Origin of the sequence: Stappia taiwanensis (genome assembly GCF_014635285.1) — a bacterium.
GTDB lineage: Bacteria > Pseudomonadota > Alphaproteobacteria > Rhizobiales > Stappiaceae > Stappia > Stappia taiwanensis.
The window spans coordinates 548,218-574,597 of record NZ_BMCR01000003.1 but is presented as its reverse complement, the minus strand read 5'-3'; the positions used below and the strand labels follow the sequence as shown (position 1 = coordinate 574,597).

At 65.7% G+C, this 26,380-nt stretch carries 27 protein-coding genes; 16 read left to right on the top strand and 11 right to left on the bottom strand.

The window, feature by feature from the left end:
* Positions 1-8: 8 nt before the first annotated feature.
* From ribB to IEV83_RS10045, 3 genes are all read right to left on the bottom strand, one after another.
* On the bottom strand, positions 9-1,328 hold the full coding sequence (ribB, locus tag IEV83_RS10055) for a 3,4-dihydroxy-2-butanone-4-phosphate synthase (RefSeq protein ID WP_181760422.1): 1,320 nt from the start codon (positions 1,326-1,328) through the stop codon (positions 9-11).
* A gap of 68 nt (positions 1,329-1,396) precedes the next feature.
* The gene (aroC, locus tag IEV83_RS10050) at positions 1,397-2,482 is read right to left on the bottom strand and encodes a chorismate synthase (protein ID WP_181760423.1); all 1,086 of its coding nucleotides are present in this window, start codon (positions 2,480-2,482) and stop codon (positions 1,397-1,399) included.
* Positions 2,483-2,578: 96 nt separating this feature from the next.
* Entirely contained in the window at positions 2,579-3,760 is a 1,182-nt protein-coding gene (locus IEV83_RS10045; RefSeq protein WP_181760424.1) for a DUF3095 family protein, read from the bottom strand.
* A gap of 208 nt (positions 3,761-3,968) precedes the next feature.
* On the opposite strand from IEV83_RS10045, the gene IEV83_RS10040 reads away from it, so the two are divergent.
* Positions 3,969-4,229 (top strand): DUF1344 domain-containing protein, encoded by a 261-nt coding sequence (locus IEV83_RS10040; RefSeq protein ID WP_181760425.1) that lies wholly within the window; start codon positions 3,969-3,971, stop codon positions 4,227-4,229.
* 34 nt (positions 4,230-4,263) lie between these two features.
* On the opposite strand, the gene IEV83_RS10035 is transcribed toward IEV83_RS10040, so the two are convergent.
* Both IEV83_RS10035 and fabI read right to left on the bottom strand, forming a co-directional pair.
* Entirely contained in the window at positions 4,264-4,890 is a 627-nt protein-coding gene (locus IEV83_RS10035) for a histidine phosphatase family protein (protein WP_181760426.1), read from the bottom strand.
* A gap of 322 nt (positions 4,891-5,212) precedes the next feature.
* A complete protein-coding gene (gene fabI, locus IEV83_RS10030; RefSeq protein WP_181760427.1) occupies positions 5,213-6,031 on the bottom strand; it encodes an enoyl-ACP reductase FabI in 819 nt (272 codons plus the stop codon).
* A gap of 226 nt (positions 6,032-6,257) precedes the next feature.
* Here fabI and IEV83_RS10025 point away from each other — a divergent pair, with 226 nt between their 5' ends.
* On the top strand, positions 6,258-7,682 hold the full coding sequence (locus IEV83_RS10025) for an FAD-binding oxidoreductase (RefSeq protein ID WP_181760428.1): 1,425 nt from the start codon (positions 6,258-6,260) through the stop codon (positions 7,680-7,682).
* Between the two features lie 77 nt (positions 7,683-7,759).
* Here the strand turns inward: IEV83_RS10025 and IEV83_RS10020 are convergent, their stop codons facing one another.
* Positions 7,760-8,173 carry a MerR family transcriptional regulator gene (locus tag IEV83_RS10020; protein WP_181760429.1) on the bottom strand — a complete coding sequence of 138 codons (414 nt, stop codon included), beginning with the start codon at positions 8,171-8,173 and terminating at the stop codon, positions 7,760-7,762.
* Positions 8,174-8,261: 88 nt separating this feature from the next.
* On the opposite strand from IEV83_RS10020, the gene IEV83_RS10015 reads away from it, so the two are divergent.
* A complete protein-coding gene (locus IEV83_RS10015; protein WP_181760430.1) occupies positions 8,262-8,933 on the top strand; it encodes a cation efflux transmembrane domain-containing protein in 672 nt (223 codons plus the stop codon).
* A gap of 87 nt (positions 8,934-9,020) precedes the next feature.
* Here the strand turns inward: IEV83_RS10015 and IEV83_RS10010 are convergent, their stop codons facing one another.
* Positions 9,021-9,431 carry a hypothetical protein gene (locus IEV83_RS10010; protein WP_181760431.1) on the bottom strand — a complete coding sequence of 137 codons (411 nt, stop codon included), beginning with the start codon at positions 9,429-9,431 and terminating at the stop codon, positions 9,021-9,023.
* A gap of 353 nt (positions 9,432-9,784) precedes the next feature.
* On the opposite strand from IEV83_RS10010, the gene IEV83_RS10005 reads away from it, so the two are divergent.
* The 5 genes from IEV83_RS10005 to glyS all read left to right on the top strand — a co-directional run bounded on the left by IEV83_RS10005 (position 9,785) and on the right by glyS (position 16,879).
* Positions 9,785-10,717, top strand: coding sequence for a glycine--tRNA ligase subunit alpha (locus tag IEV83_RS10005; protein ID WP_181760472.1), 933 nt, complete (start codon positions 9,785-9,787; stop codon positions 10,715-10,717).
* 73 nt (positions 10,718-10,790) lie between these two features.
* A complete protein-coding gene (locus IEV83_RS10000) occupies positions 10,791-11,348 on the top strand; it encodes a LemA family protein (protein ID WP_181760432.1) in 558 nt (185 codons plus the stop codon).
* A gap of 6 nt (positions 11,349-11,354) precedes the next feature.
* Positions 11,355-13,313, top strand: coding sequence for a DUF2207 domain-containing protein (locus IEV83_RS09995; RefSeq protein ID WP_181760433.1), 1,959 nt, complete (start codon positions 11,355-11,357; stop codon positions 13,311-13,313).
* A gap of 87 nt (positions 13,314-13,400) precedes the next feature.
* Positions 13,401-14,615 (top strand): sodium/glutamate symporter, encoded by a 1,215-nt coding sequence (gene gltS, locus IEV83_RS09990; protein WP_181760434.1) that lies wholly within the window; start codon positions 13,401-13,403, stop codon positions 14,613-14,615.
* A 161-nt stretch (positions 14,616-14,776) separates the two neighbouring features.
* Positions 14,777-16,879: a glycine--tRNA ligase subunit beta gene (gene glyS, locus IEV83_RS09985; protein WP_181760435.1), complete on the top strand. Its 2,103-nt coding sequence runs from the start codon at positions 14,777-14,779 to the stop codon at positions 16,877-16,879.
* Between the two features lie 25 nt (positions 16,880-16,904).
* Here the strand turns inward: glyS and IEV83_RS09980 are convergent, their stop codons facing one another.
* The gene (locus tag IEV83_RS09980) at positions 16,905-17,678 is read right to left on the bottom strand and encodes an SOS response-associated peptidase (protein WP_181760436.1); all 774 of its coding nucleotides are present in this window, start codon (positions 17,676-17,678) and stop codon (positions 16,905-16,907) included.
* A gap of 159 nt (positions 17,679-17,837) precedes the next feature.
* On the opposite strand from IEV83_RS09980, the gene IEV83_RS09975 reads away from it, so the two are divergent.
* The 4 genes from IEV83_RS09975 (at position 17,838) to IEV83_RS09960 (ending at position 19,748) form a co-directional block, all read left to right on the top strand.
* On the top strand, positions 17,838-18,311 hold the full coding sequence (locus IEV83_RS09975; RefSeq protein WP_209003074.1) for a hypothetical protein: 474 nt from the start codon (positions 17,838-17,840) through the stop codon (positions 18,309-18,311).
* Positions 18,312-18,351: 40 nt separating this feature from the next.
* A complete protein-coding gene (locus tag IEV83_RS09970; protein WP_181760437.1) occupies positions 18,352-18,780 on the top strand; it encodes an NUDIX hydrolase in 429 nt (142 codons plus the stop codon).
* Positions 18,781-18,872: 92 nt separating this feature from the next.
* Positions 18,873-19,295 carry a TIGR02301 family protein gene (locus tag IEV83_RS09965; protein ID WP_181760438.1) on the top strand — a complete coding sequence of 141 codons (423 nt, stop codon included), beginning with the start codon at positions 18,873-18,875 and terminating at the stop codon, positions 19,293-19,295.
* A 180-nt stretch (positions 19,296-19,475) separates the two neighbouring features.
* Positions 19,476-19,748 carry a hypothetical protein gene (locus tag IEV83_RS09960; RefSeq protein WP_181760439.1) on the top strand — a complete coding sequence of 91 codons (273 nt, stop codon included), beginning with the start codon at positions 19,476-19,478 and terminating at the stop codon, positions 19,746-19,748.
* 60 nt (positions 19,749-19,808) lie between these two features.
* On the opposite strand, the gene IEV83_RS09955 is transcribed toward IEV83_RS09960, so the two are convergent.
* Positions 19,809-20,447, bottom strand: a complete 639-nt coding sequence (locus IEV83_RS09955) for a LysE family translocator (RefSeq protein WP_209003073.1) — start codon at positions 20,445-20,447, stop codon at positions 19,809-19,811.
* A gap of 294 nt (positions 20,448-20,741) precedes the next feature.
* Here IEV83_RS09955 and IEV83_RS09950 point away from each other — a divergent pair, with 294 nt between their 5' ends.
* On the top strand, positions 20,742-21,440 hold the full coding sequence (locus IEV83_RS09950) for a hypothetical protein (RefSeq protein ID WP_209003072.1): 699 nt from the start codon (positions 20,742-20,744) through the stop codon (positions 21,438-21,440).
* Between the two features lie 18 nt (positions 21,441-21,458).
* Here the strand turns inward: IEV83_RS09950 and IEV83_RS09945 are convergent, their stop codons facing one another.
* Both IEV83_RS09945 and IEV83_RS09940 read right to left on the bottom strand, forming a co-directional pair.
* Positions 21,459-21,872 (bottom strand): universal stress protein, encoded by a 414-nt coding sequence (locus IEV83_RS09945; RefSeq protein WP_181760440.1) that lies wholly within the window; start codon positions 21,870-21,872, stop codon positions 21,459-21,461.
* 414 nt (positions 21,873-22,286) lie between these two features.
* Positions 22,287-23,564 (bottom strand): L,D-transpeptidase family protein, encoded by a 1,278-nt coding sequence (locus tag IEV83_RS09940; protein WP_209003071.1) that lies wholly within the window; start codon positions 23,562-23,564, stop codon positions 22,287-22,289.
* Between the two features lie 142 nt (positions 23,565-23,706).
* Here IEV83_RS09940 and IEV83_RS09935 point away from each other — a divergent pair, with 142 nt between their 5' ends.
* From IEV83_RS09935 to IEV83_RS09925, 3 genes are all read left to right on the top strand, one after another.
* Entirely contained in the window at positions 23,707-24,666 is a 960-nt protein-coding gene (locus IEV83_RS09935) for a hypothetical protein (RefSeq protein ID WP_188478594.1), read from the top strand.
* Positions 24,667-24,787: 121 nt separating this feature from the next.
* A complete protein-coding gene (ygfZ, locus tag IEV83_RS09930; protein ID WP_181760442.1) occupies positions 24,788-25,672 on the top strand; it encodes a CAF17-like 4Fe-4S cluster assembly/insertion protein YgfZ in 885 nt (294 codons plus the stop codon).
* Between the two features lie 57 nt (positions 25,673-25,729).
* Positions 25,730-26,362: an HD domain-containing protein gene (locus IEV83_RS09925; protein ID WP_181760443.1), complete on the top strand. Its 633-nt coding sequence runs from the start codon at positions 25,730-25,732 to the stop codon at positions 26,360-26,362.
* Positions 26,363-26,380 lie beyond the last annotated feature (18 nt).

Genomic DNA, 26,380 nt, shown 5'->3' with positions numbered 1-26,380 from the left:
ACGCGATGTTATCCTTCGCGAATTTCCGTTCCCTCGATCACGATACCGAAGCCTTCCAGGCCGACATAGTGACGCTCGCGCGACGCCAACAGGGCAATCGAGTTGACACCCAGGTCCTTGAGGATCTGTGCGCCAAGGCCGATTTCCCGCCACTGCTCCTCACGAGCCTGCGCCGACTGGTGCTCTTCCACCTCGGCGGTGGACAGATCGGAGCGCGGCCGCCCCACATTGCGGGCAACGCCCACAGAGCCTTCGCGCAGATAGACGACGACACCGCGGCCGCGAGCGGCAAAATCGCGCATCACATCGTCCATCACCCGGGCTCCGCCGAAGACATCGTCGAGCACGGATTCAAGCTGCAGGCGCACCGGCACGTTGCGGCCATCGAGAATGTCGCCATAGACGACAGCCACATGGTGCATCGGGTCGTAAGGGGTGGAATAGGTCACCGCGTAGGCGGGACCGGCGATGGTCTCCACCGGCTGTTCGCTGACCCGCTCGACCAGACGCTCCATCCGCTGGCGCCAGGCGATGAGATCGGCGACCGACACCATCTGCAGCCCATGCTCGGCGGCAAAGGCAGCAACTTCCGGCCCGCGCTTGACCGATCCGTCATCATTGACCAACTCGGAGATCACCCCGACCTCGGGCTGACCGGCCAGCCGGCACAAGTCGACCGCTGCTTCGGTATGGCCGGAGCGCATCAGGACCCCGCCCTCGCGCGCCACCAGCGGGAACACGTGCCCCGGACGCACGAAATCTGCGGCACCGGCATTGGGGTTGGCCAAGCCGCGCACCGTGGAGCAGCGCTCATCGGCGGAAATGCCGGTGGTCAGGCCATGACGGTAATCCACGGAAATGGTGAAGGCGGTCGACAGCGGCGCATCGTTGTCGGCAACCATCGGATCAAGCCGCAGACGGCGGGCCGCCTCGCGGGTCATCGGCGCACAGACGATGCCCGAGGTATGACGGATCATGAACGCCATCTGCTCGGTGGTCACCAACGAGGCGGCAACGATCAGGTCGCCCTCGTTCTCCCGGTCGTCGTCATCGGTGACGACCAGCATTTCGCCGCGCTCGAACGCGCGGATGGCTTCCGCCACACGCGATTGGGTCATGTTCTGTTCCTTCGATACTCTCAAGCCGAGAAAATCATTGGGCGTCACCGCGCCGCCGGTGGCAGCAGCGATCCGCTCCGCGCTGTCGCGCGACACCCAGACGCCCGGGTCGTTGCACAGGGCCGTCACCGCCGCCGGCGACAAGCCGGCGCGCCGGGCAAAGCCCGACCGCGATTCCCTTTGCTGAGCAAGCCATTCATCCAGTCTCATGACCACAGGCTAGCCGAGCAGACTTTCAGTATCAATGAAAAACAGAGAAATTTTCAGCAGGACTGAAATCAGCCATTCTGACCGCGATGGCGCAGATAGTGATCGGCGATGATGCAGGCGACCATCGCCTCACCGACCGGCACGGCGCGAATTCCGACGCAAGGGTCATGACGGCCCTTGGTGCGCACATCGACCTCTTCGCCGCCGCGCGTCACCGAGCGGCGCGGCGTCAGGATCGATGAGGTCGGCTTGACGGCGAAGCGGGCCACCACCGGTTCGCCGGAGGAAATCCCGCCCAGCACGCCGCCGGCATTGTTGCTGAGGAACTCCGGGCGCCCATCCGCGCCGATGCGCATCTCGTCGGCGTTTTCCTCACCGGTCAGGGTTGCCGCCTCGAAGCCGTTGCCGATTTCCACGCCCTTGACCGCATTGATCGACATCAGCGCCGAGGCGATGTCCTGATCGAGCTTGCCATAGATCGGCGCGCCAAGACCCGCCGGCACCCCTTCGGCGATCACCTCGATCACCGCGCCGATGGACGAACCGTCCTTGCGGATACCGTCGAGATACGTTGCCCATTCTTCCGCCGCCACCGGATCGGGGCAGAAGAACGGATTGCGATCGACCGCCTCCCAGTCCCAACGCGACCGGTCGATGCGGTGCGGCCCGACCTGCACCAGCGCGCCGCGCACCACGAGCCCGGGCAGCACCTTGCGCGCCACCGCGCCGGCCGCCACCCGCGCGGCGGTCTCGCGCGCCGAGGAACGCCCGCCACCGCGATAGTCGCGAATGCCGTATTTGGCGTCATAGGTGAAATCCGCATGCCCCGGCCGGTAGCGTTCCTTGATCTCCGAGTAATCCTTGGAGCGCTGGTCGGTGTTCTCGATCATCAAGGAGATCGGCGTACCGGTGGTCTTCTGCACCCCGTCCTCATCGACCATCACGCCGGAGAGGATGCGGACCGCGTCCGGCTCCTGTCGCTGGGTGGTGAATTTCGACTGGCCCGGCCGCCGCTTGTCGAGAAAGGCCTGAATCTCTTCCGCCGCCAGCGGAATGCGCGGCGGGCATCCGTCGATCACGCAGCCAAGCGCCGGGCCGTGGCTTTCGCCCCAGGTTGAGACGCGAAACAGGTGACCAAAGGAATTGTGCGACATCGACAGGAACCAGCAGAGAGGTGACAGGACGGCATTCGACGGCTCTTCTAGCGCGGTCTGCGGCAAAGGGGAAACCGCTTTTGCGCGAAATTCCGATTACGCCCGGTTCTGCTTGAAGGCACGGGCCGCCTGGGTGAACCCACCGTTGGCGCCATCGATGAAATGGATGTGCCGGCTCTTGTCCAGGCTGAACACCAGACAGGTGATCAGCGCCGAATCCGCCACATGCATGCCATAGTGGAGCCGACCGGCCTCCTGCTCCGCATCGAGATACGCTTGCAGCGCCGCCGTCTGATCTCCGCTGAGATCGAGCACCAGACGCAGCGTATCGTCGAATTTGCGGAAATCGATGTTGCGGCGCAGTTCGCCCATGTAGCGGTCCGGCACCAGCGGACCGATCCGCCGACCGGTAAGCTGCGCCAGCAGAAACACCACCGATTCGAACAGCGCCCGGGCAAGCACCCGCCCCCGCCCGCGCCGCCAGCCAACCATGCGCATCTCGCGCCAGAGCCCGCCCGGCGGGAACCGGAAGCGCAGATTGCTCCGGTGCACCGGCGCGGCCTCCGGGTCCGCTTCGGTCAATGCGATGCCAAGCCGGGCATCGAGATCGGCGAGAATGGCCCGCAAGCCCTCCGCCTGCCCCCGAGCCGGACGCAACATCACCGTCACCATGAAGCCCCGCTCGGAGAAAACCGGCTCCCAGCGGCAGGAGAGCCCATCGAGCGGCGGCGGCGCCTCCCCGCCCGTGTCCGGCACGATGTACGCTGCCGACCGCTCCGGATCCTTCAGCATGGCCTCGGCCAGATCCAGACCGCCACCGGCGAACATCGCCAAATGGTTCCCTTCGCTGAGCTCAAACTTGCGCACCTTGAGGCCCGCGCCAGAGGCCCGCAGGTCAGCCACCGGAAAGGCACCGACACGCAGCTCCAGCCCCGCCACCTCCCGCGCCATGTTTCGCAAGCCGGCCAGCGCTGCGGAGGCCGGTGCGGCCAGCCTGGCCGGCACCGCCGCCATCGCCCCATCGCCGCCAAAGACGAACGGCAGATCGGCACCCTTCGCCGTGTTGAGGATGGCGGCCAATGTGGCGGCAGCGATCATGTTGACGGTCTTGTAGTGGCCTTCGGCGACCGCATCGCTGGACTGGACGATATCGGTAGCCAGCAGCACCCAGTCTCCCGGCAGTTCGACGAACGCATGCTCTTCGCTCACCTTGGCGAAATCGGTGAATGCGGGTAGCTCTTCGTAGAATCGATCATTCCGAGGCTGTACTAAGGACATTGGAGGGACCTTTCTGCCCGCCCCTTTCAGCACCATGCCATGAAAACACCCAGATGGCGGTAAAGTCTGTACGCGGCCTGGCGGCTACCGGTTTCATCTAATTGCATCGCGCGCCGAGGCAAACGGGCCGAGACCGGCTTGACGCGCGCGCGGCCTTCCGGTTCGATCCATCGCCGCCTTGCACTGGGCGGCGTCAACGGAGACGAGAATGAGACGATCCATCAGACTGCTCGCTGCCGCAACGGCAATCCTGGGCGCCGCGCTGAGCGCAGCGATCGCCGGGGAGGTCGAGGCAACCATCGTCGACATCAATGCGGACGAGGCCAAGCTGACCCTGTCCGACGGCAACAGCTATTCGATCCCGGTCGACTTCTACATCGACGATCTCAAGCCGGGCATGGCCGTGCTTGTGTTCTTCGAGGAAGACGACAACGGCAAGACCTTGTCGGACGTCCAGATCCAGCAGTAGCACACCACGGCCCGGACGGCGGCCGACCGTTTCGTCAGATAAAGGACAGGTCGGCCCCATCCCAGATCAGGACCTTGTCCTGCGGCGTGTCGAGAGACGGAATCTCAGGCTTCGGCACCCCGAGCAGGCAGCCGCGCAGCACCCGCATCACACCACCGTGAGAGACCACCACGCTCGGGCGGTCAAGCGTCACGAGCCAGGCCTCGACCCGGGTCATGAGCATCCGGTAGCTCTCCCCTTCCGGCGGTACGAAGCCCCATTTGTCAGCCTTGCGCGCCGCGGTCAGCTCCGGTGCCTTCGCGGCCAGTTCCGGGATGGTGAAGCCTTCCCAGGCGCCGAAGGTAATTTCCCGCAAGCGGTCATCGCGTCCGAACGCATCCTCGTCCCGCTCCAGGGCGCGGCAGACGATACGCATGGTCTCCACCGTGCGCGACAGGGGGGACGCAAAGAACTCCAGTTCGGAATGGTCCCGTCCGCTCGCCTCCAGATAGGCGCGCAGCGCCTCGCCGTTGCGCTGCGCCTGGGAGCGGCCGATGTCGTTGATGGGAATATCCTGCTGACCCTGCATACGCCCTTCGGCGTTCCAGTCGGTCTGGCCATGCCGGATGAACGCCATGAAGGGCGGCTTCAGCCGGGTGGCGCCGTTCGCCTGTTCGCTCATAGCTTTTCAGGTATCCTTGATACGGTCGGCGGCAAGTCCGCTCACGGGCGCTGGCGCGCCACGCGGAAAGGCCCGCGCAAGCGGGCCTGAGTGCGATGACAAAGCCCCCTGAGGGGCGTCCTCCCGGACGCAAGCGCAAGCGAAGATCCGGGATCGGCGAGGCACGGCCTTTCGGCTCCATCTATTGGAAATGCCCGTCTTCTGGCTCTCCGTTCCCGGGTCGCCCAAGGCTTGCCCGGGATGGCACGAGAGACGTCCTTGCCCTTTGTCGGAAGCTTAAGGCCCGCGCAAGCGGGCCTTTCAACGAAACCGGCGAAGGGGCTCAGTCCTTGACGACGGAAATATCCGGCGCATCCACCGCCTTCATGCCGACCACATGGTAGCCGCTGTCCACATGCTGGATCTCGCCAGTCACCCCGCGCCCGAGATCGGACAGGAGGAACAACGCCGCATCGCCGACTTCCTCGATGGTGACGGTGCGCCGCAGCGGCGTGTTGTGCTCGTTCCACTTCAGGATATAGCGGAAGTCGCCAATGCCGGACGCCGCCAGCGTCTTGATCGGGCCGGCCGACACCGCATTGACGCGGATCTTGTTCTTGCCAAGGTCGGCGGCGAGATAGCGCACGCTTGCCTCAAGCGCGGCCTTGGCAACGCCCATGACGTTGTAATGGGGCATCACCTTCTCGGCGCCGTAGTAGGTCAGCGTCAGCATCGAGCCGCCATCGGTCATCAGCTTTTCCGCCCGCTGGGCGACCGCCGTGAACGAGTAGCAGGAGATCTGCATCGTCTGGCTGAAGTTTTCCGCCGTCGTATCGACGTAGCGCCCGGTCAGTTCGTCCTTGTCGGAGAAGGCGATCGCATGGACCAGAAAGTCGATTTTTCCCCAGGTTTGCTCCAGGGTCTTAAACACCGCGTCGATCGACTGCGGGTCGGTCACATCGCAATGGCCGACGACAATGGCGCCGAGATCGGCGGCCAGAGGCTCGACCCGCTTGCGCAGCGCATCGCCCTGATAGGTCAGCGCGATCTCCGCCCCCGAGTCGGCGAGTGCCTTGGCAATCCCCCAAGCGATGGACCGATTGTTCGCGACGCCCATGATCAGCCCGCGCTTTCCAGCCATCAGTCCCTGTGTCATCGCCATGCCTTGTCTCCTGCACGCAAACTCCGGCGGCCGCGTGCTCGTTGCAAGCTGCATCCGCGACCGCGCCCGCCGCATCCCGTCGGCACAGCGAGCCGCGTTCCTATGGCACAGCCCCAAGTCACCTTCAAGCCGTTGACGTGCGGTGCGAGGGCGTCGACGGGGCGCAGAAATGTGATAATCGTCTTCGCCGTTCCCGCTATCAACCGAACAGGTCTCGACGCTCATCATGTCCGATCCCGCTTCTCTTTCCCGCCTCATCGAAATCGTCGGCGAACGCAATGCCCTGCGCGATCCGGCGGACATGGCCCCGTACTTGCGCGAATGGCGCGACCTTTACGTCGGCAAAACACCGGTCGTCCTGCGTCCAGGCAGCCGGGAAGAGGTGTCGCAGATCCTGGCGCATGCCAACGCTCATGGCCTCAAGATCGTGCCCCAGGGCGGCAACACCGGGCTGGTCGGCGGGCAAATTCCCGATGATTCCGCTACGGAAATCGTGATTAGCCTGTCGCGGATGAACAAGGTGCGCGAGATCGACGCCGCCGGTTTTTCGATGACGGTGGAGGCCGGCTGCACCCTGCAGGCGATCCATGACGCCGCCGAAGCGGCGGACCGGATGTTCCCCCTCACCCTCGGCTCCCAGGGCTCCTGCCAGATCGGCGGCAACATCGCCACCAATGCCGGCGGCACCGCCGTGCTTGCCTATGGCAACACCCGCGAGCTGGTTCTCGGCCTTGAGGTGGTGCTCCCCGACGGGTCGATCATGGAGGGTCTGCGCAGCCTTCGGAAGGACAATACCGGTTACGATCTGAAACAAATATTTATCGGTTCGGAGGGCACTTTGGGGGTGATCACCGCCGCCGTGCTCAAGTTGTTCCCCCTTCCCCGGGAGCGGGATGTGGCGTTCGTGGGACTCAGTTCGCCCGAAGCGGCGCTGGAGCTGTTCTCAACCGCACGCGGGCGCGCCGGAGCGATGCTGACGGGCTTTGAACTGATGCCGCGCGTCGGACTGGAGTTCACCCTGCGCCATCTGGACGGCACCCGCGATCCGCTGCAGGCCCCCTCCCCCTGGTATGCCCTGGTCGAACTGTCGTCCGGCACCGAAAGCGGCGACGAACAGGCGCCGACCCGCGCCCTGATGGAAGCGATCCTCGGCGAAGCCTTCGAGGCGGGACTGGTGGAAGACGCGGCACTTGCCGAATCAGGTGCCCAGGCCGCCGACTTCTGGCGGCTGCGCCATGGGCTGTCGGAAGTGCAGAGGGAAGAAGGCGGCTCGATCAAGCACGATGTGTCCGTGCCGGTGGCCAGCGTCCCGGCGTTCCTCGCCGAGGCGATCGCGGCGGTGGAAGCCAAGGTTCCCGGCTGCCGCCCGGTGCCCTTCGGCCACATGGGCGATGGCAACATCCACTTCAACGTCAGCCAGCCGGTCGGCGCCGACAAGGCCGCCTTCATTGCCGGCTGGGATGACATGAACAAGGTGGTGCATGACATCGTCCAGCGTTACGGCGGCTCGATTTCCGCAGAACACGGCATCGGCCGGCTGAAGCGGGACCTTCTGGCCGAAGTCAAATCGCCGGTGGAACTGGAGATGATGCGCCGGATCAAGCAGGCCTTCGACCCGAACGGCATCCTCAGCCCGGGCCGGGTTCTTTAAGGCTTCCGCATAGAAACGCCCCGCGCCGGATCGGCTCAGTTCCGGCGCGGGTCCCACGGCAAGGCGTCTGCGCCCGGTCAGTGGTCGCCGCCGCACAGGCCGTGATCGGCAAGCGCGTGAATGACATGGCAATCGCCGATGGTGCTGGTGTCGCAGCCCGAGGTGATGCGCGCCAGCTCCGCCTCCAACCGCTGCAACTGGGCAATGCGCGCCCTTGTGGCGGCAAGATGCGCCCCGGCGATCACATGCGCCTCGGCGCAGGGCATGTCCGGGTTTTCGCTCAAATGCAGCAGCTCGCGAATCGCATCGAGCGACAGCCCGAGATCGCGCGCATGGCGAATGAAGGACAGGCGCTCGCGGGCCGGACCGGCATAGCGCCGCTGATTGCCCTCGCTGCGGGTTGGCTCGGCGATCAGCCCGAGCTTCTCATAATAGCGGATGGTCGGTACCTTCACCCCGGTCGCCCGCGCCAGCTCGCCAATCGTCAACATCGCGAATTTTCCTCTTGAACCTATAGTTACTAGAGCATTTAGGCTCCTCTCAACAGCAAACAAGACACGGATTTGCAAGGAGACAGGAATGGGTGCGTGCTGCGGACACGATCACGGGACATTCGAAGGGCTATCGGCCGATTACAAACGCCGGCTGTGGATCGTCATCGCCCTCAACGCCGGCATGTTCGCGGTGGAGATGGTGGCCGGTCACATGGCCAAGTCGCAGGCGCTGCAGGCCGACGCGCTCGATTTCTTCGGCGATGCGCTGACCTACGGTATTTCGCTGGCGGTGATCGGCGCCTCAATCAGGGTGCGTACCACGGCGGCGCTCGCCAAGGGCCTCAGCCTGCTCCTGATGGGGCTCTGGGTGTTCGGCTCGACGCTCTATCAGGTGCTGGTGCTGGGCGTTCCGCAAGCCGAGGTCATGGGGGTGATCGGCGTCATGGCGCTGGCGGCGAACCTTGCCAGTGTCGGACTTTTGATGCGCTACAAGGACGGGGACGCCAATGTGCGCTCGGTCTGGCTGTGTTCGCGCAATGACGCCATCGGCAACATCGCCGTGATGGCGGCGGCCCTCGGGGTCTGGGGCACGGGCACCGGTTGGCCGGACCTGATCGTGGCCGGGCTGATGGCCGGCCTGTTCCTGTCCTCCGCCTTCCAGATTATCGTCCAGGCGGTGCGGGAACGGCAGGCGTCGCTCAGCCCCCATGTGCGTGATCACGAGGCGGCGCAGGGCCAGAACACGCCGGCGGCCTGATCCGCACGAGCTCGCGGACGCCACCAGCAAACGGAAACGGGAGCGCAGCTGGCGCCCCCGTTCTCGGACGTTTCATAAATGGCCCGGTCACTGATGGGTGCCGAGCACCGGGCGCGGGCAGTCGGACTGGATGATCACCGTGCCGTTGGGATAGACGTAGCGGATCTTGCTGCATCCCTCCTCCTTCTTCAGCCGCACCGGACGGGGGCGCACGGGCCGACGCGGCTTGCCCGGGACATGGGTGACCGCTGCGGCAGCGGCCATGCAGCTCGGCGTGGCACAGAGGATCGGACCGGCAACGCTGCTTTTCGGTCCCCAGCCGCGACGTCCGCCGCCGCTGCTGCCATCGACGGATGCTCCCTGATCCGTCCCGGCCGAGGCCGTTCCGCCGCCGCCGTTTCCGCCGCTCGTGCTGCTCTGGGCCATGGCCTGGCTTCCGGCAATCGCCATCGAAACGGTGACGAGGCTCAAAAATGTCAGTCGGCGCAGGTCGGTCATGTCGCTTCCCTCCGGATCCTTGCTGAACGGACCACCCGTTCAGATCTTCTCGCTCCGTGATCAGGGGCCGGTTTCTGGCGTCGGCTCGCCCTGTGACTTCATACTGCCCCTAGGGAAGATTTCAGGATGTGATGCTCAGCACAGGCCGGAGCCTTTTCCCTACATGGGGGCGGTCCGTCCCGCCCTCGCCAGATGAGCTATCCCGGCACGGGCGTTTCCCCGCCTGCCCGTCTTGACGGGGCGGGGCGATAGTGGCACCAGACGGCAGCGACGGCCCGGCCCTTTCCGGGACCGGCAGATTCCGGCAGCGGCAAGGACACCACATCATGGCAAGCGAAGCGGTCGCCCCGCACATGCGCCCCGAAAACTCCTTTCAGGGACTGATCCTCACCCTGCAGCGCTTCTGGGCGGATCAGGGCTGCGCCGTGCTGCAGCCGTATGACATGGAAGTCGGCGCCGGCACCTTTCATCCCGCGACCACCCTGCGCTCGCTCGGCCCGCGCCCGTGGAAGGCGGCCTATGTGCAGCCCTCGCGCCGGCCGACGGACGGTCGCTATGGCGAGAACCCGAACCGGCTGCAGCACTACTACCAGTTCCAGGTGATCATGAAGCCGTCGCCGGCGAACCTGCAGGACCTCTACCTGCAGAGCCTTTACGCCATCGGCCTCGATCCGGCGCTGCATGACGTGCGCTTCGTCGAGGACGACTGGGAAAGCCCGACGCTCGGCGCCTGGGGCCTTGGCTGGGAATGCTGGTGCGATGGCATGGAAGTGTCGCAGTTCACCTATTTCCAGCAGGTGGCCGGGTTCGAATGCGCGCCGGTCTCCGGCGAGCTGACCTATGGCCTGGAGCGACTGGCCATGTACATTCAGGGCGTCGATAACGTCTACGACCTGAACTACAACGGCCGTGAGGGCGATGAGCGCATCTCCTATGGCGATGTGTTCCTTCAGGCCGAGCAGGAGTATTCCCGGCACAATTTCGAGCATGCCGACACGGACATGCTGTTCCGCCACTTCAAGGATGCGGAAGAGGAATGCCAGCGGCTGCTGGAGGCCGGCGCCAAGGCCCGCGACGCGGCCGGCGCCAAGGTGCACCAGATGGTGCTGCCGGCCTATGACCAGTGCATCAAGGCCAGCCATGCGTTCAACCTGCTGGACGCGCGCGGGGTGATCTCGGTCACCGAGCGGCAGAGCTACATCCTGCGGGTGCGCGAGCTGGCCAAGGCCTGCGGCGCGGCCTTTCTGGAGACCGAAGCCGGCGGCGTCGGGTATTCCGTGGGCTGATCGTCCCCCTCCGGTGACAAGGGCAGCCGCACGCACTAGGGTGCGGCAGCTTCACCTCCGGAGGAATATCCGCATGACCACCTGGATCGTGCTCGGGCTGATCGTCCTGATCGGCCTCTATCTCATTACGCTGTATAATGGTCTGGTCCGGAAACGGCAGATGGTGCGCGAGGGCTGGAGCGGCATCGACGTCCAGTTGAAGCGCCGCGCCGACCTCATTCCCAATCTGGTCGAGACGGTGAAGGGCTACGCCGCTCATGAGCGCGCCGCCCTGGACGAGGTGACCGAGATGCGGGCGCGCGCCGCCGATCTGCCGCGCGACGACGTTGCCGGACGAGCGCAGGCGGAAGGGATGCTGTCCCAGGCGCTCGGACGCCTGTTCGCTGTCGCCGAGGCCTATCCGGACCTGAAGGCCAACGATGGCTTTCGCGACCTGCACGCCTCCCTCGACAAGGTGGAAGAGGCCCTGCAAATGGCCCGCCGCTACTACAATGGCGCCGTGCGCGCCCTGAATGTCATGGTCGAGAGCTTCCCCTCCAATCTGGTCGCCAGCCGGTTCGGCTTCTCGCACGAGGACTATTTCGAGATCGAGGACGCCCGCGAACGCGCCGTTCCCAAGGTCGACTTCTGACCGATCATGCCTTTCATCTCTGCTTCTCTCCGCCCTACCGTTCCCCTCGCCACGCTTCTGGTCGCAGGCGTTCTGCTGGTACTGTCGACGCTGCTGGCCCAGGCCGACGAGCGCATTCTATCCTTCAGCTCCACCGTTGACGTTGCCGCCGACGGTACCTTCACCGTCACCGAGGCGATCAAGGTTCGCGCCGAGGGCAATCAGATCCGGCGTGGCATCTTCCGCGACCTGCCCCTAACCTTCGAAGGCGGCGACGGGCGCCGGCACAAGGCCGGGTTCGAGCTGGTTTCCGTTGAGCGGGACGGCGTCCCCGATGGCTCCTCAGTCAACCACGGCGGCGACGGCGTGCGGATCTACATCGGCAATGAAAATACGCTTCTTTCCCGGGGGGAACATACCTACCGCATCGTCTACAAGCTGACCCGGCTTGTCCGGTTCTTCGACACGCATGACGAGATCTACTGGAACGCCACCGGCAACGAATGGGCCTTCCCCATCGACCGGGCGGCGGCGCGGATCATCCTGCCCGAGGGAACCTCGGCGCTGGAAACGGACGGCTACACCGGCGCCTATGGCGATACCGGCAAGGCGTTCTCCGCCCGAGAGGAAGACGGCGGACGCAGCGTGCTCTTCACCACCACCCAGCCCCTTGGCCCTGGCGAAGGGATCAGTGTCGTGGTCACCCTGCCGGCCGGCAGCATCGCCCGGCCGGGCACCGATCAGAAGCTGGGGTATTTCTTCCTCGATTACCGGGCACAGATCCTCGGCGGTTTCGGCATCCTGCTGGTGCTGGGCTACTACCTCTGGGCCTGGTGGACCGTCGGGCGGGATCCGCCCGCCGGCGTGATCTTCCCCCGCTTCGAGCCTCCCGCGGGGCTGTCGCCGGCCCTCACCAACTACATCGCCAACAAGGGCTTCGGCGATGGCGGCTGGGGCGCGCTGTCCGCCGCCTGCCTCAGCCTTGCGGTCAAGGGCCGGCTGCATCTGGACAACCTTGCCGGCGACCTCACCCTGCAACGCCCTGCGGCGCCCTGGGGTACCACCAAGGACCTCCCACACGGCGAAGCGGCCATCGCCAAATGGCTGGATGCGCGCGAAGACGCGCTGACGCTCAACAAGGCGAACGGCAAGGCGGTCCAGAAGCTCGGCACCTCCTTCCGCAGCGCCATCGAGGGCGAGACCCGGCAGCGCTATTTCAAGAAGAACCGGCTCTACCTGATCCCCGGCATCGCGCTCAGTGTCGGCACCATCTTTGCCCTGCTCGCCTTTGGTCGGCTCAGCTATGACCAGATCTCGGTGCTTGTGCCGGCGATCATGAGCAGTGTCGTGGTTGTGATGGTTGCCATCAACATCGGTCGGGCAGCCAGGCGCGCGCGGGGGATCGTGACGCGCATTGTCCTCGCGCTCCTCATCTTTACCCTCTTCAGCGCCGGCAATCTGATCGGCGCGGGGATACTCTTGCAGCAAGACGGCGAGATCCCGATCCTGCCACTGATCGCTGTCGCGCTGATCGCCGTCAATCTGATGTTCGGCTGGTTGCTCGGGGCGCCGACGGCGCTCGGCCGCAAGGTGCTCGATGAGATCGAGGGGCTGAAGATGTATCTCAACGTGGCGGAAAAGGACCGACTCAACATGACCGGCGCGCCGAGCATGAGCCCGTCGCATTTCGAAACCCTGCTGCCTTACGCGGTGGCGCTCGGGGTGGAAAAGCCCTGGGCGACGGCCTTCCAGACCTGGCTGGCCTCGGCAGCCGGCGCCGCACAGGTCGCGCACTACAGCCCCCGCTTCTATAGCGGGAGCAATTTCGACAGCAGCGACATTGCTGGAACCCTGGGCAACACGCTCGGCGACATGTCCGGCTCCTTCTCCTCCTCACTGCCCACGCCGAAATCCTCCAGCTCGGGATCTTCCGGCGGCGGCTTTTCCGGCGGCGGCGGAGGTGGCGGCGGCGGCGGCGGCTGGTAGTGTAGGATCATCGGTGCTCACGCGACGTCGAAGCGGCGGCGCGACATCGCGTGAGCGACGGCTGAAACCGGAAAGGCACGGGCACGGATGAGCGGCGACACCATCACCATCGGCGATTTTGCCAGCTTCAACCTTGCCATCATCGTCTATTTCCTCGGCATCCACCTCAATCGAACCATTCCGGTCCTCAACCGCTACAACATCCCCGAACCGGTCTCCGGGGGCATGCTGGTCGCCAGCGCGGTGCTTGTTGCCCATCTTTCCGGGCTTGGCGAGATCACCTTCTCGCTCGCCGCGCGGGATTTCCTGCTGCTCTACTTCTTCACCTCGATCGGCCTCAACGCCCGTCTCGGCGACCTTGTCAAAGGCGGCCTGCCGCTGGTGATCCTGCTGGGGCTGACCATTGGCTACATGGTGCTGCAAAACATCGTCGCGGTGACCGCCGCCGCAGCGTTCGGGCAACCGATTGCCTCTGGCCTGATTGGCGGGACGGTCTCGCTGATCGGCGGTCATGGCACCGCCATCGCCTGGGGTCCCACCCTGACCGACGGCTACGGTGTGACCGGCGCAATCGAGCTGGGCGCTGCGACCGCCACGCTCGGCCTGATCACCGCCAGCCTGCTCGGCGGACCGATCGCCAGTTACCTGATCGACAGGAAAGGTGCCGTCCCAGGGGACGAGGTCCATCAGGTGCCGACCATCGGCCTTGAGCGGGACGAACAATCCTACGCCGCCGTGACCCACACCGGGCTGATGGGCACCATCCTGGTGCTCAACCTTGCCATTGCGCTGGGTGCCGTGCTTCAGGAGGCCCTGGCCGCGGCTGGGCTCGACCTGCCGCTGTTCGTGGTCTGCCTGTTCAGCGGCATCCTGCTGTCCAACACGGTCCCAGAGATCTTCCCCACCCTGAGCTGGCCAGCGCGCAGCCGCTCGCTTGCCGTCGTCTCGGATCTGGCGCTCGGCATCTTCCTGTCCATGTCGCTGATGAGCCTGCAGCTCTGGACCATCGCCGGGCTCGCCGGGCCGATGCTGGTGACCCTCGCCGCGCAGGTGGCGATTGCCGCCCTTTTTATCCTGTTCGTGGTGTTTCCGCTGATGGGGCGGGACTATGAGGCGGCGGTGCTCAGCGCCGGATATGCCGGCTTTGCCCTTGGTGCAACGCCAACGGCGATTGCCAACATGACCGCGGTCACCAAGCATTTCGGCGCCGCCCCGCGCGCCTTCCTGATTCTGCCGCTGGTCGCGGCCTTCTTCACCGATCTGGCGAACGCGATCATCCTGCGGCTTTTTCTCACCCTTTGAGCCCGGGCGGCCCCAAGCGGGGGTGACTTTTCCCCCCCGCCTTGGTAACGGACGCGGGACAGCATCCGAAGCGGCGATTGCCGTTGCCGTGCCGGATGCGCCATCCGTGATCCGCCGCGCCCGCCCGCGCGTCCCTCACCCAACCGTTCGAGACGCCCCCGATGCCTGATCTTCTCCTGGAGCTGTTCAGCGAGGAAATTCCCGCCCGGATGCAACGCCGCGCGGCGGAAGTCCTGAAGTCGCATGTCACCGATGCCCTCGTGGAGGCCGGCCTCACCTATGAGGGCGCCAAGGCATTCTCCACCCCGCGCCGGCTGGCGCTGCATGTGGCAGGCCTTCCCGCCGGATCGAATCCGACCCGGGAAGAGCGCAAGGGACCGCGCGTCGGCGCGCCGGAAAAGGCGGTCGCCGGCTTCCTGCGCGGTGCCGGACTGGAGAGCCTCGATCAGGCGGAGGTCGCCTCCGACCCGAAGAAGGGCGACTTCTACGTCGCCGTGATCGAGCGCCCCGGACGGCCGAGCGAGGAGATCATCGCCGAGGCGATGCCGGAGATCATCCGCAACTTCCCCTGGCCGAAGTCCATGCGCTGGGGCACAGGCACCATGCGCTATGTGCGCCCGCTGCATTCCATCGTCGCGACCTTCGGTCCGGAGACCGAGGAGCCGGAGGTCGTGCCCTTCGAGGTCGACGGCATCCGTTCCGGCAACGTGACACGCGGCCACCGCTTCCTTGCCCCGGACGCCTTCGAGGTGCGCCGGCTGGAGGATTACGCCGACAAGCTGGACAAGGCCAAGGTCGTGCTCGATGCCGACCGGCGCAAGGACATCATCGCCCATGACGCCCGCAACCGGGCCATGGCGCTGGGGCTGGAACTGGTCGAGGACGAGGGGCTGTTGGAAGAGGTCGCCGGTCTCGTCGAATGGCCGGTGGTGCTGGTCGGCAGCTTCGAGGAAGCGTTCCTTGAGCTGCCGGACGAAGTGATCCGCCTGACCATCCGCGCCAACCAGAAATGCTTCGTCTTGCGCGATCCGGCGACCGGCAAGCTCTCCAACCGCTTCGTCGCCGTCTCCAACATCGAGGCTGCGGATGGCGGCAAGACCGTCATCGCCGGCAACGAGAAGGTGATCCGGGCGCGGCTTTCCGATGCCCGCTTCTTCTGGGACACGGACCTGAAGGCACCGCTGGAAAGCCGCCTGCCGAAGCTCGACAGCGTCGTCTTCCACGAAAAGCTCGGCACGCAGGGCGCGCGGGTGAAGCGGCTTGAGGCGCTTTCCCGGGAGCTGGCGCCGCTGGTTGGCGCCGATCCGGACAAGGCCGTGCGCGCGGCGCATCTGGCCAAGGCGGATCTGCCGACGCAGATGGTCTATGAATTCCCCGAACTACAGGGCCAGATCGGCCGCACCTATGCGCAGATGCAGGGTGAGGATGCCTCCGTCGCCATTGCCATCGAGGACCATTACAAGCCGCAGGGCCCCTCCGATGCTGTGCCCACCGATCCGGTCGCCATCGCGGTTGCGCTTGCCGACAAGCTCGATCTCCTCACCGGGTTCTGGGCCATCGACGAGAAGCCGACCGGCTCCAAGGACCCTTACGCCCTGCGCCGCGCCGCTCTTGGCGTGATCCGCATCGTTCTTGAGAACGCCCTGCGGCTCAAACTCACCGATTGGCTGCGGACGGCCACGACCCCGCACCTTTCGGCCGCCGGCGAACCGGGCACCCCGCAAGCCGATGCGCTCTACGCCGATCTTCTCGCCTTCTTCGCCGACCGGCTGAAGGTGCATCTGAAGGACGAGGGCGCGCGCCATGACCTGATCGACGCGGTGTTCGCGCTCGGCGGTCAGGACGACCTTCTCATGATCGTCCGCCGGGTCGAGGCGCTGGGCGCCTTCCTCGCCACCGACGATGGCGCCAACCTTCTGGCCGGCACCAAGCGCGCGGCCAACATCCTGCGCGCGGAAGAAAAGAAGGACGGCGCGGCCATCGAGGGCGCGCCCCATGCCGACCATCTGGTCGAACCGGCGGAAATCGCCCTGGCGGCGGCCATCGACACGGCCCGGGCGGCGATGCGCGAAGCGCTCGGCCAGGAGGATTTCGCCGGGGCGATGACGGCGCTGGCCGGTTTGCGCGGCCCGGTCGACCGGTTCTTCGACGATATTCTGGTCAATGCCGATGACCCGGAGCTGCGCCTTAACCGGCTGCGGCTGCTTGCCGAAATCCGCGAGGCGACCCGCACGGTGGCGGATTTCTCGAAGATCGCCGGCTGATCCGGGCGGGAGCGCGTTCCGCCTATCAGAACAAATCGAGTTGCGAAGAGGGCGCGGCGGGAGACCTGGCCGCGCCCTTTCCTTTTTTGCCGCCCGTCTCGCGCGGCTTTTCCTCCGGCGTCGCCACCACCGGGTCAACCGCCTCTTGCAGCCCCGGATCGTCATCGCGGGCGCTGTTGATCCGGGTGGCGACCGGCACCGCCTCGAACAGGCTCTCCGGTGCCGGCTTCAACAGCGCCTGCGCCTCGCGTACCGAGACACCGCCCACATCGAGCCAGCTTGCGAAATCCTCTTTGGCGATCACCGCCGGCATCCGGTGATGGATCGGCGCAATGGATGCGTTTGAGGAAACCGTCAGGATCGCGCCGGTCTCGATCTCGCCGCCGTCCGGGTCGCACCACTCCTCGTAAAGCCCGGCAAAGGCGACCATCCCGCCCGCCTTCGGGCGAATCCAGTAGGGCTGCTTCGGCCCTGCATCCGGCCGGTGCCATTCGTAAAAGCCGCTGGCCGGTATCAGGCAGCGGCGATGGCGCATGGCCGCCCGAAAGGAGGGCTTTTCCGCCGCCGTTTCCGCCCGGGCGTTCAAGAGCAGCGAGAAACTGGCCGGATCCTTGACCCAGCCGGGAACCAGCCCCCAGCGCACCAGCGCGAAATGCCGCGCCCCATGGGCGAAGCGCACGGTGGCAATCGGCTGGGTCGGCGCGATGTTGTAGCGCGGCGGAAACCACGGCTTCTCGACAAACTCGAAGAATGCCCGCACCTCTTCCGGCGTCGCCGTCAGGCTATAGCGTCCACACATTGCACCCACTCCGCAGCCACACCACAGGTTGCCGCAACGGATTTCCCCGTTTTGACATCCGGTTAGCCAATTCGAAACCGTACCTCAGCTAAACTGACAGGGATGGAAATTCCAAGAGGCATGGCAATGGATCAGGCGTGTTCCACATTGGGAGAAGGCATGTTGACGGCGGAGCGTCTCACCGCCGCCAATATCAACCCTCGCACCGGCCTTGCCACCGACTACCTCAACCACTTCAACGAAGTGGTGATGCTCCTGGAAATGCTGCCGGACATGCCCGAATGTGCCGAGGATGTGCTGGAATGGCAGCCGCTCAGCTATGAAGCGCATTTCGAGGCCTCCAACTTCGCCGAGAAGCATCTGGCCATCGAGGCGTTTCGCGCCGCGCCGGTGCCGGTGCGCCGCGCCTTGCGCGATGTGGTCGCCACCCTCGATACCGCCGTGTGCGAGAAGCAGGGTCGGTTGCGATCGGCGGAGGACGTGCGCCTGATCGCCGAGCAGGTGGCGCATGAGACCGTGGAAGAGGTGCGGCCGCTGATCGCCAGCGCCAGCGCCATCATTCACGGCGAGGCAATCCCCGATGGCACCGAGGATACGGAAGCGCAGGACGCGATTGACGCCCTGTTCGCCTGATCGCTTGCCCCGAAGCGCACGGCATGATTTGTCGGGTTCCATGATCCTTCGCCCTCAGCTTGGCGTCAGCGTGCTGTGCCATGACCAGAACCGGGTCGTGCTCGTCCAGCGCGGCAAGCCGCCCTATCACGGCCACTGGAGCCTGCCCGGCGGCAGTGTCGATTTCGGCGAATCGCTCGCCGATGCCGCCTTGCGCGAGCTGCGCGAGGAAACCGGGCTGTCCGCGACCCTTGAAACCGCGCCCGCCGATCTGGTCGAACTCTTGCCGCCGCCCGTGCAGAACGAGGCGGGGTCCTCGCTTGCCGGCCTTCATTTCGTGATTGCCGTGTTTCGCGCGTGGCAGCCGACGGGGCGGCTTCTGGCCGGCGACGATGCCGCCGATGCCCGCTGGATCAGCCTCGACGCCCTGGAACGTTTGCCGATGACGCCGGGCACCGCCGCACGCATCCGGTGGCTGATGCCCCGCTGATCGGCGACAGCGGTTCCGGCGACCGCCACATCATCCGGGCACAAGCCGCCCCGCCCCTTGCCTTGCCGCGCCAACCGACGCATCTTCGCCCCATGCCGCGCAGTTCTCGCCCCTTCGCGCCCTTGCGCCTTCTCACCGCGTCCCTGGCCGCCGCGCTCGTGCTTGCGCCGCTCGTTCTTGCCCCATCAGTCAGCGCCCAACCGGCGGCGGAAGACCCGCCCTATGAAGCGGACCTGATGCGTCTTTCGGAAATCCTCGGCGCCCTGCACTATCTGCGTCCGCTCTGCGGCGCCACCGACGGCACCCTGTGGCGCGACCAGATGCGCGCCCTACTCGATGCGGAAACCCGGGACACGAACCGCGAGCGGCGGTTCATCGAGCGCTTCAACCAGGGCTATCGCGGTTTTTCCTCCGTCTATCGCCGCTGCACACCGGCCGCAGAAGTGGCCCTCGCCCGCTATATCGAGGAAGGCAGCGCGCTCGTGCGCACGGTCACCACCCGCTACAATCGCTGAGCCTTGTGCCCCTTCCCACCTCCGGACTGTGGCCTGTTAACCATATTGGTTAGAATTCCCGGGGGAAATTAAGGTTTCGTTTACGATCCGTTTGGCGACTCGCCGGCCCGTGCTACGCCTAGGTCAGACACGACTCACGGGCCAGAACGGCCCCAACACCGGACCGAAGGCGGCATCGCGATGCGAGATACCGAACTCAACGACATCGACCACGACGAGCAGATGGTCTCCGACCAGGACATCCGCCAAATGGCGCTCGGCTATATCGATGAGGCCTTCGCCGAAGCCATCGCCGATGGCATCGACCCGGCAGCGGTTTCCCATGCGGCGCTGTTCACCGCCTTTGCCGATCTGGTCGCCAGCTTTGGCGAAGAGGCTGTGGCCGCCCTTGCGGAGGAGTTTCCCGAGCGGGTCCGGCGCGGCGACTACACCCTGCACCGCCCGCTGCACTGATCCCGTGCCGGGCGCCGGGCGCCGCCCACGGGCGGCCCGCCCGCGTCCGTCACCGCCCCGTCAGGCTGTTTCCAGAAAGAGGTGGATGAACAGCCCAAGACCGAACAGGATCAGCAGCCCACCGGAAGTCCGGTTGATCCAGGCGAGCCATTCGTCGGTCAACCGCGCCCGCAGGCTGGACACGGTGGCGGCCAGGAACACCCACCAGAGCAACGCACCGACAACGACCCCCACGACCATCGCGGCCGCCGCCGCATAGTCCCCCGGGGCCGGTGCCCATTTCCCCAGACTGCCGAAGATCGCCAGAAAACCGAGCACCACGCCAGGGTTGGTGACGGTGATGGCAAAGCCGGCGGCCAGCCCGGACAACAGCCCGCTCGCACCACCGTTTTCCGCCTCCATATGCGGCCGCGCAACCAGCACCTGGACACCGAACAGGATCACCAACAGGCCGCCTGCGGTCTGGATGAGCGCACTATGCCGGGCGACGAAGTCGGAAACGGAGGTAATGCCGAAGGCGGCGAAGCTGGCATAAAGGCCGTCGGCCAGCACCGCCCCGAGCCCCGCCAGCACCCCGGGCAGGAAACCGTAGCGCAGCGCCCGCTGGATTGCCGCGATGTTGACCGGCCCGACGGGCGCGCTGGTGGCGACGCCGATGGCCCCGCCGATCAGGAAGAAAAACGGATCGAACAAACTCACTCGCTTCCTGATGTCATATCGCTCTGTTCCTCACCCTTTGCCCCGCGTTTCCTCGATGGGTGAACCACCGCCGAGACGCCGCGCTTGCCATAGCCCAAATTCGCGGTCCCGCTCAACCATCCACCGCCTGCTTCCACCCCTCTCGCCCGATCAATGCGCGCGACAAGCGCTTTCACTGCACCGTTCATTGATCTAGTGTGCGGTCGCCTTGCGTCCGCGATCCGGCCTTTGCGCGCGCACCCTGGCCACCGTATCGCCTTCTGGCGCTCCCCACTCAACTCGGGAACCTGCTGAATGTCTCCTCACCTTCTGGCGTCTTCCCTTGTCCTCGCGACCGCCCTCACCGGCTCGATGATCGCCCAGGCTGCGACCCCGGTCACCACCGAGCGCATCCAGCTTTCGCCACCGGAAGATACCGGCGGCCCCATTCCCGCCGATGCGCTTCAGGGGGCGGAGCCCCTCGCGCCCGAGCAGGACGCGCCCACTGACGCGGCCACCGGGGAGGACCCCGCCGCCGCACCCCTGCCCATACCTGAGGTCCACTACGGCGAAGCGGGTCTTCCCAAGCCGGTGGCACGGATGCGCGCGCAACTGCTGGAGGCCGCCTATTCTGGCGATCTTGAGCGGCTGCGCATGGTACTGGAAGGCAACGAGTTGATGCCGACCCTGACCTTCGGCGAGATGGCAGACCCGGTCGAGACGCTGAAGGCGGCCTCCGGCGATGGCGAGGGCCTTGAGACGCTCGCGATCCTGACCGAGATCCTGGAAGCCGGCTATGTGCATGTCGACAAGGGCACGGCGCAAGAAATGTACATCTGGCCGTATTTCGCCCGCTTCCCGCTCGACCGCCTGAGCCGTGAGCAGACCGTAGAGATGTACCGGATCGTCACCGCCGGCGATTTGGCGGAGATGGAAGCGACCGGCACCTGGCTGTTCTACCGGGTCGGCATCGGCCCGGATGGCACCATGCACTATTTCGTCGCCGGCGACTGACGCCGGCACCGCCGCCGGTTATCGCACCACGAAGACGGACAGGCTGCTATGGGCGGCCAGATAGCCGGCGCGCGAGGCGAAGAGGTGCTCGGCAAACCCGGGAACATGCGAGGCCATGACGATCAGATCCGCGCCGATTTCCTCGGCCGCCGCGCGGATGCGGTCATCGAGATCCACTGCCGGATCATGAGCCAGCATCGCCTTTGCCTTGATCGGCAGGGCAAAGTTGATGGACTGCTCGCCAGCGAAAGCTTCGAGCTTCTCCCTGTATTCCTCGGGGGAATGCGCCATTGGACCCGGCGTTCCCGCCGTAACGCCCACAAGGGTAAGCGAGGCGTCATAAAGCCGTGCAAAATCTGCCGCGAGCTTTATCGACCGCTGCATTCCATCCACATGGGCAAGGTCGACGGGAATCAGAATCGTCTTGAACACTGTGCTGCCTCCTTTGGGGATGATCGAACCAACCAGAACCGGTTGCCTCGTGGCACCCTAGGGTCCAGGCTCATAAATGAGCTCGAAATGGTTTGAGACGGATTGCTTCTGATCAAGGAGCGGAAGCGCAGGAAATGTGGTTCATTTTCAAGACTTTCGCGACGCATGAGCAGGTGCAATCCGGTCAAATCCTTCAGGACATGGAAATGGCTTCACTCTCGCGTCGTCAGCGCGTTTGACCGGGCAACCAACCCGCTCCGCACGCTCTTCCTCGCGAAGGCTTTGCCATTTCCCATGCCATGCCAACCTCATTTGTGAGTCTGGCCCCTAGAAAGACAACCTGCTTTCTTGCCATGGCGCATGTCAATTGCCGACATGCCCATGAGCAGGAACGACATTCTGGGCAAAGCCCGGCTACTGCCGCGTGGTGACGACGAAATCCGTCCCGAGACCGGAATGCAGGCGAAACGGCCGGTCGGTAACGATCAGCGAGGTTCCGGGCACCAGCCGGGCCCCCAGGAAGGCGCGGGTCTCGTCGGAGAGTTCGATTCGGTCGAGCACGGTTGCAACGCTCACGCCCGGCGTTTCCGCCGCCGTCACCTGCATCCAGCGCATGGGCGCGGCCCCCTCCTTCGCCGATGCATCCGGCCCCAGCGCGGTGAAGATATGGGTGCCGGTCGGCGCATCCGGGTCCTTCAGAACCACATTGGCCGAGTAAAGCTCGCGAAACTTGCGCCGAACGTAGAGCTTGCCGGTTGCCGGCCCGGGCTCGCCCGCCTCGGCATAGAGCGCGCGCAGCACCACATCGGTCGGCTCGCCGGTCACCGGCAGGTCGGCCCCTTCCTGGAACAGGCGCAGAGCTTCGCGAGTGCGGCGGCCCATCACCCCGTCGATCGGCCCCGGCGCATAGCCAAGCCGGTGGAGCTGCCGCTGCATGTCGCGCAGGCGCTCGCGGGCATCGGTCCGGGTGATCAGAATACGCAAGGGAACACGCGGCTCCTCGGCGGCTCGTTCCGTCTCAACCACCAGCGCGGCGACTGCGGCCGGCTTGCCCGCGTCGAGCGCGCCGCGCAACCCTCCGGTCGTCCCCACCGTCTCATCCAGGCTGGCAACCTCGGTCGCGCGCACCGCCGGTTGCGGCAGGATCGGATGGGAAATCGGCACCGGCTGTGTCAACTCACGGGTGACCACCACATGCGCGCCGCGTTCGGTCAGCGAAAACAGCCGCTTGGCGAATTTTCCGGGCAGGCGGACACAGCCATGGGAGGCCGGATAATTCGGCACCCGCCCCTGATGCAGGGCGATGCCCGACCAGGTCAGGCGCTGCATGTAGGGCATGGGGGCATTGTCGTAGATGTTGGAGAAATGCCGGCGGCGCTTTTCCAGGATGCTGAACACGCCGGTGGGGGTGCCGTGACCGCGTTTGCCGGAGGAAATGCGCGAGCTCTCCATCAGCCTCGTACCCCGGTAGACGTCGAGACGCTGCTCCTTCAGCGATACGATCACCTGCAACGGATCGTCGGGCGCGATCACCGGCGCGCTCTGACCGGCCACCGGCGTCAACTGGCCGGCATCGCGGGCCTGTGCCGGCGCGTGGGCGAGCAGCACGGTCCACATCGTCATCGCGGCGGCCACTCCGAGGGCAGCCTTGCCGCGCGGAAGATGCGCGCCGTTCGAAAGCAATCCGATCATGTTCACACCCATCCTACTCGGTACGCGCCGACGGTCCGGGAAACCCTAGCGGCGACCGGTGAATCTCTGGTTAGCCCGCATCGTTAGATGCCGCGCCGGCGTTCACATCGCAGTGATCGCCATCACAGGCCGGGCGGTGCGAATGCGGGCCGACAGCTCCCGCGCGAACGCTCATCCACAAAGGCTCAACAGGCTGAGAAGAAAAAACTTGCCTTTCGGATTGCAATTCCCCGTTGCGACTCAGGGCGCGATTCGGAATGCTTTTCTGCATCGGCCCCTCCCGGCCCGAAACCCGAACAACCAGACCTTGCAAAACGCGACCACCCGTTCCGCGATGGAGATCGCCGTGCTCACCAGCCAAGCCATCAGGGATCTGCCGGTCCCGGATCTGTTCACCGACATCGACGACATCCGCATGAGCGACTGCCCGATCGAGGCCGACGCCCTTCCGGCGGTTAACGCGCTGCTGGAGCACACGCCCTGCCTGCGCAAGGTCGGCGAGGCCTTCGAAGCGGGTCTTTTCGACATCATCGAGATGAACTTCGTGGAGTGTCATCCGGCGCAGGAACAGGCCCTGCGCGAGCTTGTGCATCTGCTGTCCCGGCGCATTCTGGATATTTTCGAAGCTGCCCTCTTGATGCGCCAGCTATCGATGGAGGATGGCACCATCACCGCCACGGCGGCGGAAATCGCCGCCTTCATCGAAACCGCCCGGGAAGAAGCGCAGATCCAGTGCCTCGACATCAACGAGCTGCGCCCGGCCGCCGAACAGATGGCCTATGCGGCGGTGCTCAGGACCATCTTCGATGAACTGCGAAGCTATCTCAGCCTGCCGACCCTCGATCTCGAGTTCCTGATCGTGGAGTTGAAGGCCTGCCTGGACCTTGTCATCCAGAGGCATGTCTGGCGGCGGATCCGCATCGAGACCGAGACCCACCGCCGGGTTGGCGACCAGATCGAGGCGCTGATGGCACTGGCCAGCGACGCCGACACCCAGCGGGTTCCCCGCCTTTTCACCATCAAGCCGATCCCGCCTCGGGCGCGGATGAGCGAGCTTGCTCCCAGTCACCGCCCGGCATCGCCTTTTCTTGGTCCCGCCTGAAACAACGGCCCCTCGCGCCGGACCGGCGGATAACCCTGTTCGCCCCCTTGTTGCTCCCGCCGATCCGGCCTATGTCGCTTACAGCCTTGAAACGACGGACCGACACGGACGGAGGGAACGCATGGGCATGGGCAAGATCGCGCATCTGGAAGACCGGGGCGTGGTGCGGATCGGCGGGCCAGAGGCGCGTGGGTTCCTGCAAAATCTCCTGACCTGCGATCTCGACCGGGTCGAGGAGAACGGCGCTGGAGCGGGCGCCCTGCTGACGCCCCAGGGCAAGATCCTGTTCGACTTCCTCATTTTCCGCCAAGGCGAGGACTATCTGCTCGACCTGCCGCGCGCCGCCGCCGGCGATCTGGTCAAGCGGCTGACCTTCTACCGGCTGCGGAGCAAGGTGGAAATCACCGATATCAGCGCGGAAACGGCGGTTTTGGCCCTTTGGGACGGCGCGGTCGCAGCGCTGGAGACTGCCCTGGCCCATGCAATCGACCCCCGGCTTGCCGCGCTCGGACAGCGGGCCGTGGTGCCCGCGTCCGGCGATGGCTCCCCCCCCGCCAAGACAACCGCGGATGCCGCCGCCTACCACCGGCACCGGATCGCCCTTGGCGTTCCCGAAGCGCCGTTCGACTTTGCCTATGGCGATGCCTTCCCGCATGACGTGGACATGGACGATCTGGGCGGCGTTGCCTTCGACAAGGGCTGTTTCATCGGCCAGGAGGTGGTGAGCCGGATGCAGCATCGCGGCACCGCCCGCCGGCGTATCGTCAAGGTCACCTCGGACAGCGCGCTGCCCGCTACCGGCAGCGCCATCGAGGCGGCGGGCAAGCCGGTGGGCACGCTTGGCTCCGTCGATGGCGCGCAAGGGCTCGCCCTTGTCCGTCTCGACCGGGTGGCAGCTGCCAAGAGCGCGGGCACGACGGTTGCCGCAGACGGCATTGCGCTCCGGTTCGCCCTGCCAGAGTTTGCCCGGTTCACCTGGCCGGAGACGGCGGCCGCCGACGATTGACACAGGCGGCCGCGACCGGCCACGCTTCCCACCGACGCGATGACACGAACGGGCTCCATGAAATCAACCGAACCCCGCGCCTGGCAACGGATGCTCTCCGGCCGCCGTCTCAACCTGCTCGATCCCTCGCCGCTCGACATCGAGGTCGAGGACATTGCCCACGGGCTCGCCCGCGTGGCGCGCTGGAACGGACAGACCATCGGCGACAACGCCTTTTCGGTGGCCGAGCATTCGCTGCTGGTGGAGGAGCTGGCCCGGCGGCTGAAACCGGACCTGCCGCCGCACTGGTGCCAGGCGGTGCTTTTGCATGACGCCCCCGAATATGTGATCGGCGACATGATCTCGCCCTTCAAGACGGTGATGGGCGGCAGCTACAAGGAGATCGAGGCGCGGCTTCAGGGTGCCATTCACCTGCGCTTCGGCCTGCCGGCGGAAACGCCGAAGACGGTCAAGACGCTGGCCAAGCGCGCCGACATGATTTCCGCCTATTTCGAGGCGGTCGAGCTGGCCGGGTTCGATGACCGGGAGGCTGGGCGCCTGTTCGGCCGGCCGCGCGGCTTCGACGCCGGGCCGCAAGGCGCGCCGAGGCTCGGCCTCAACCCGCTGCCCGCGGCAGAGGCCCAGGCGCGTTTTCTGGCCCGCTTCGCCGAGATCGAACAGGCGCGCGCGACCCAGACACCGCGACGGTAGAAAACGAACGAGCGCAGC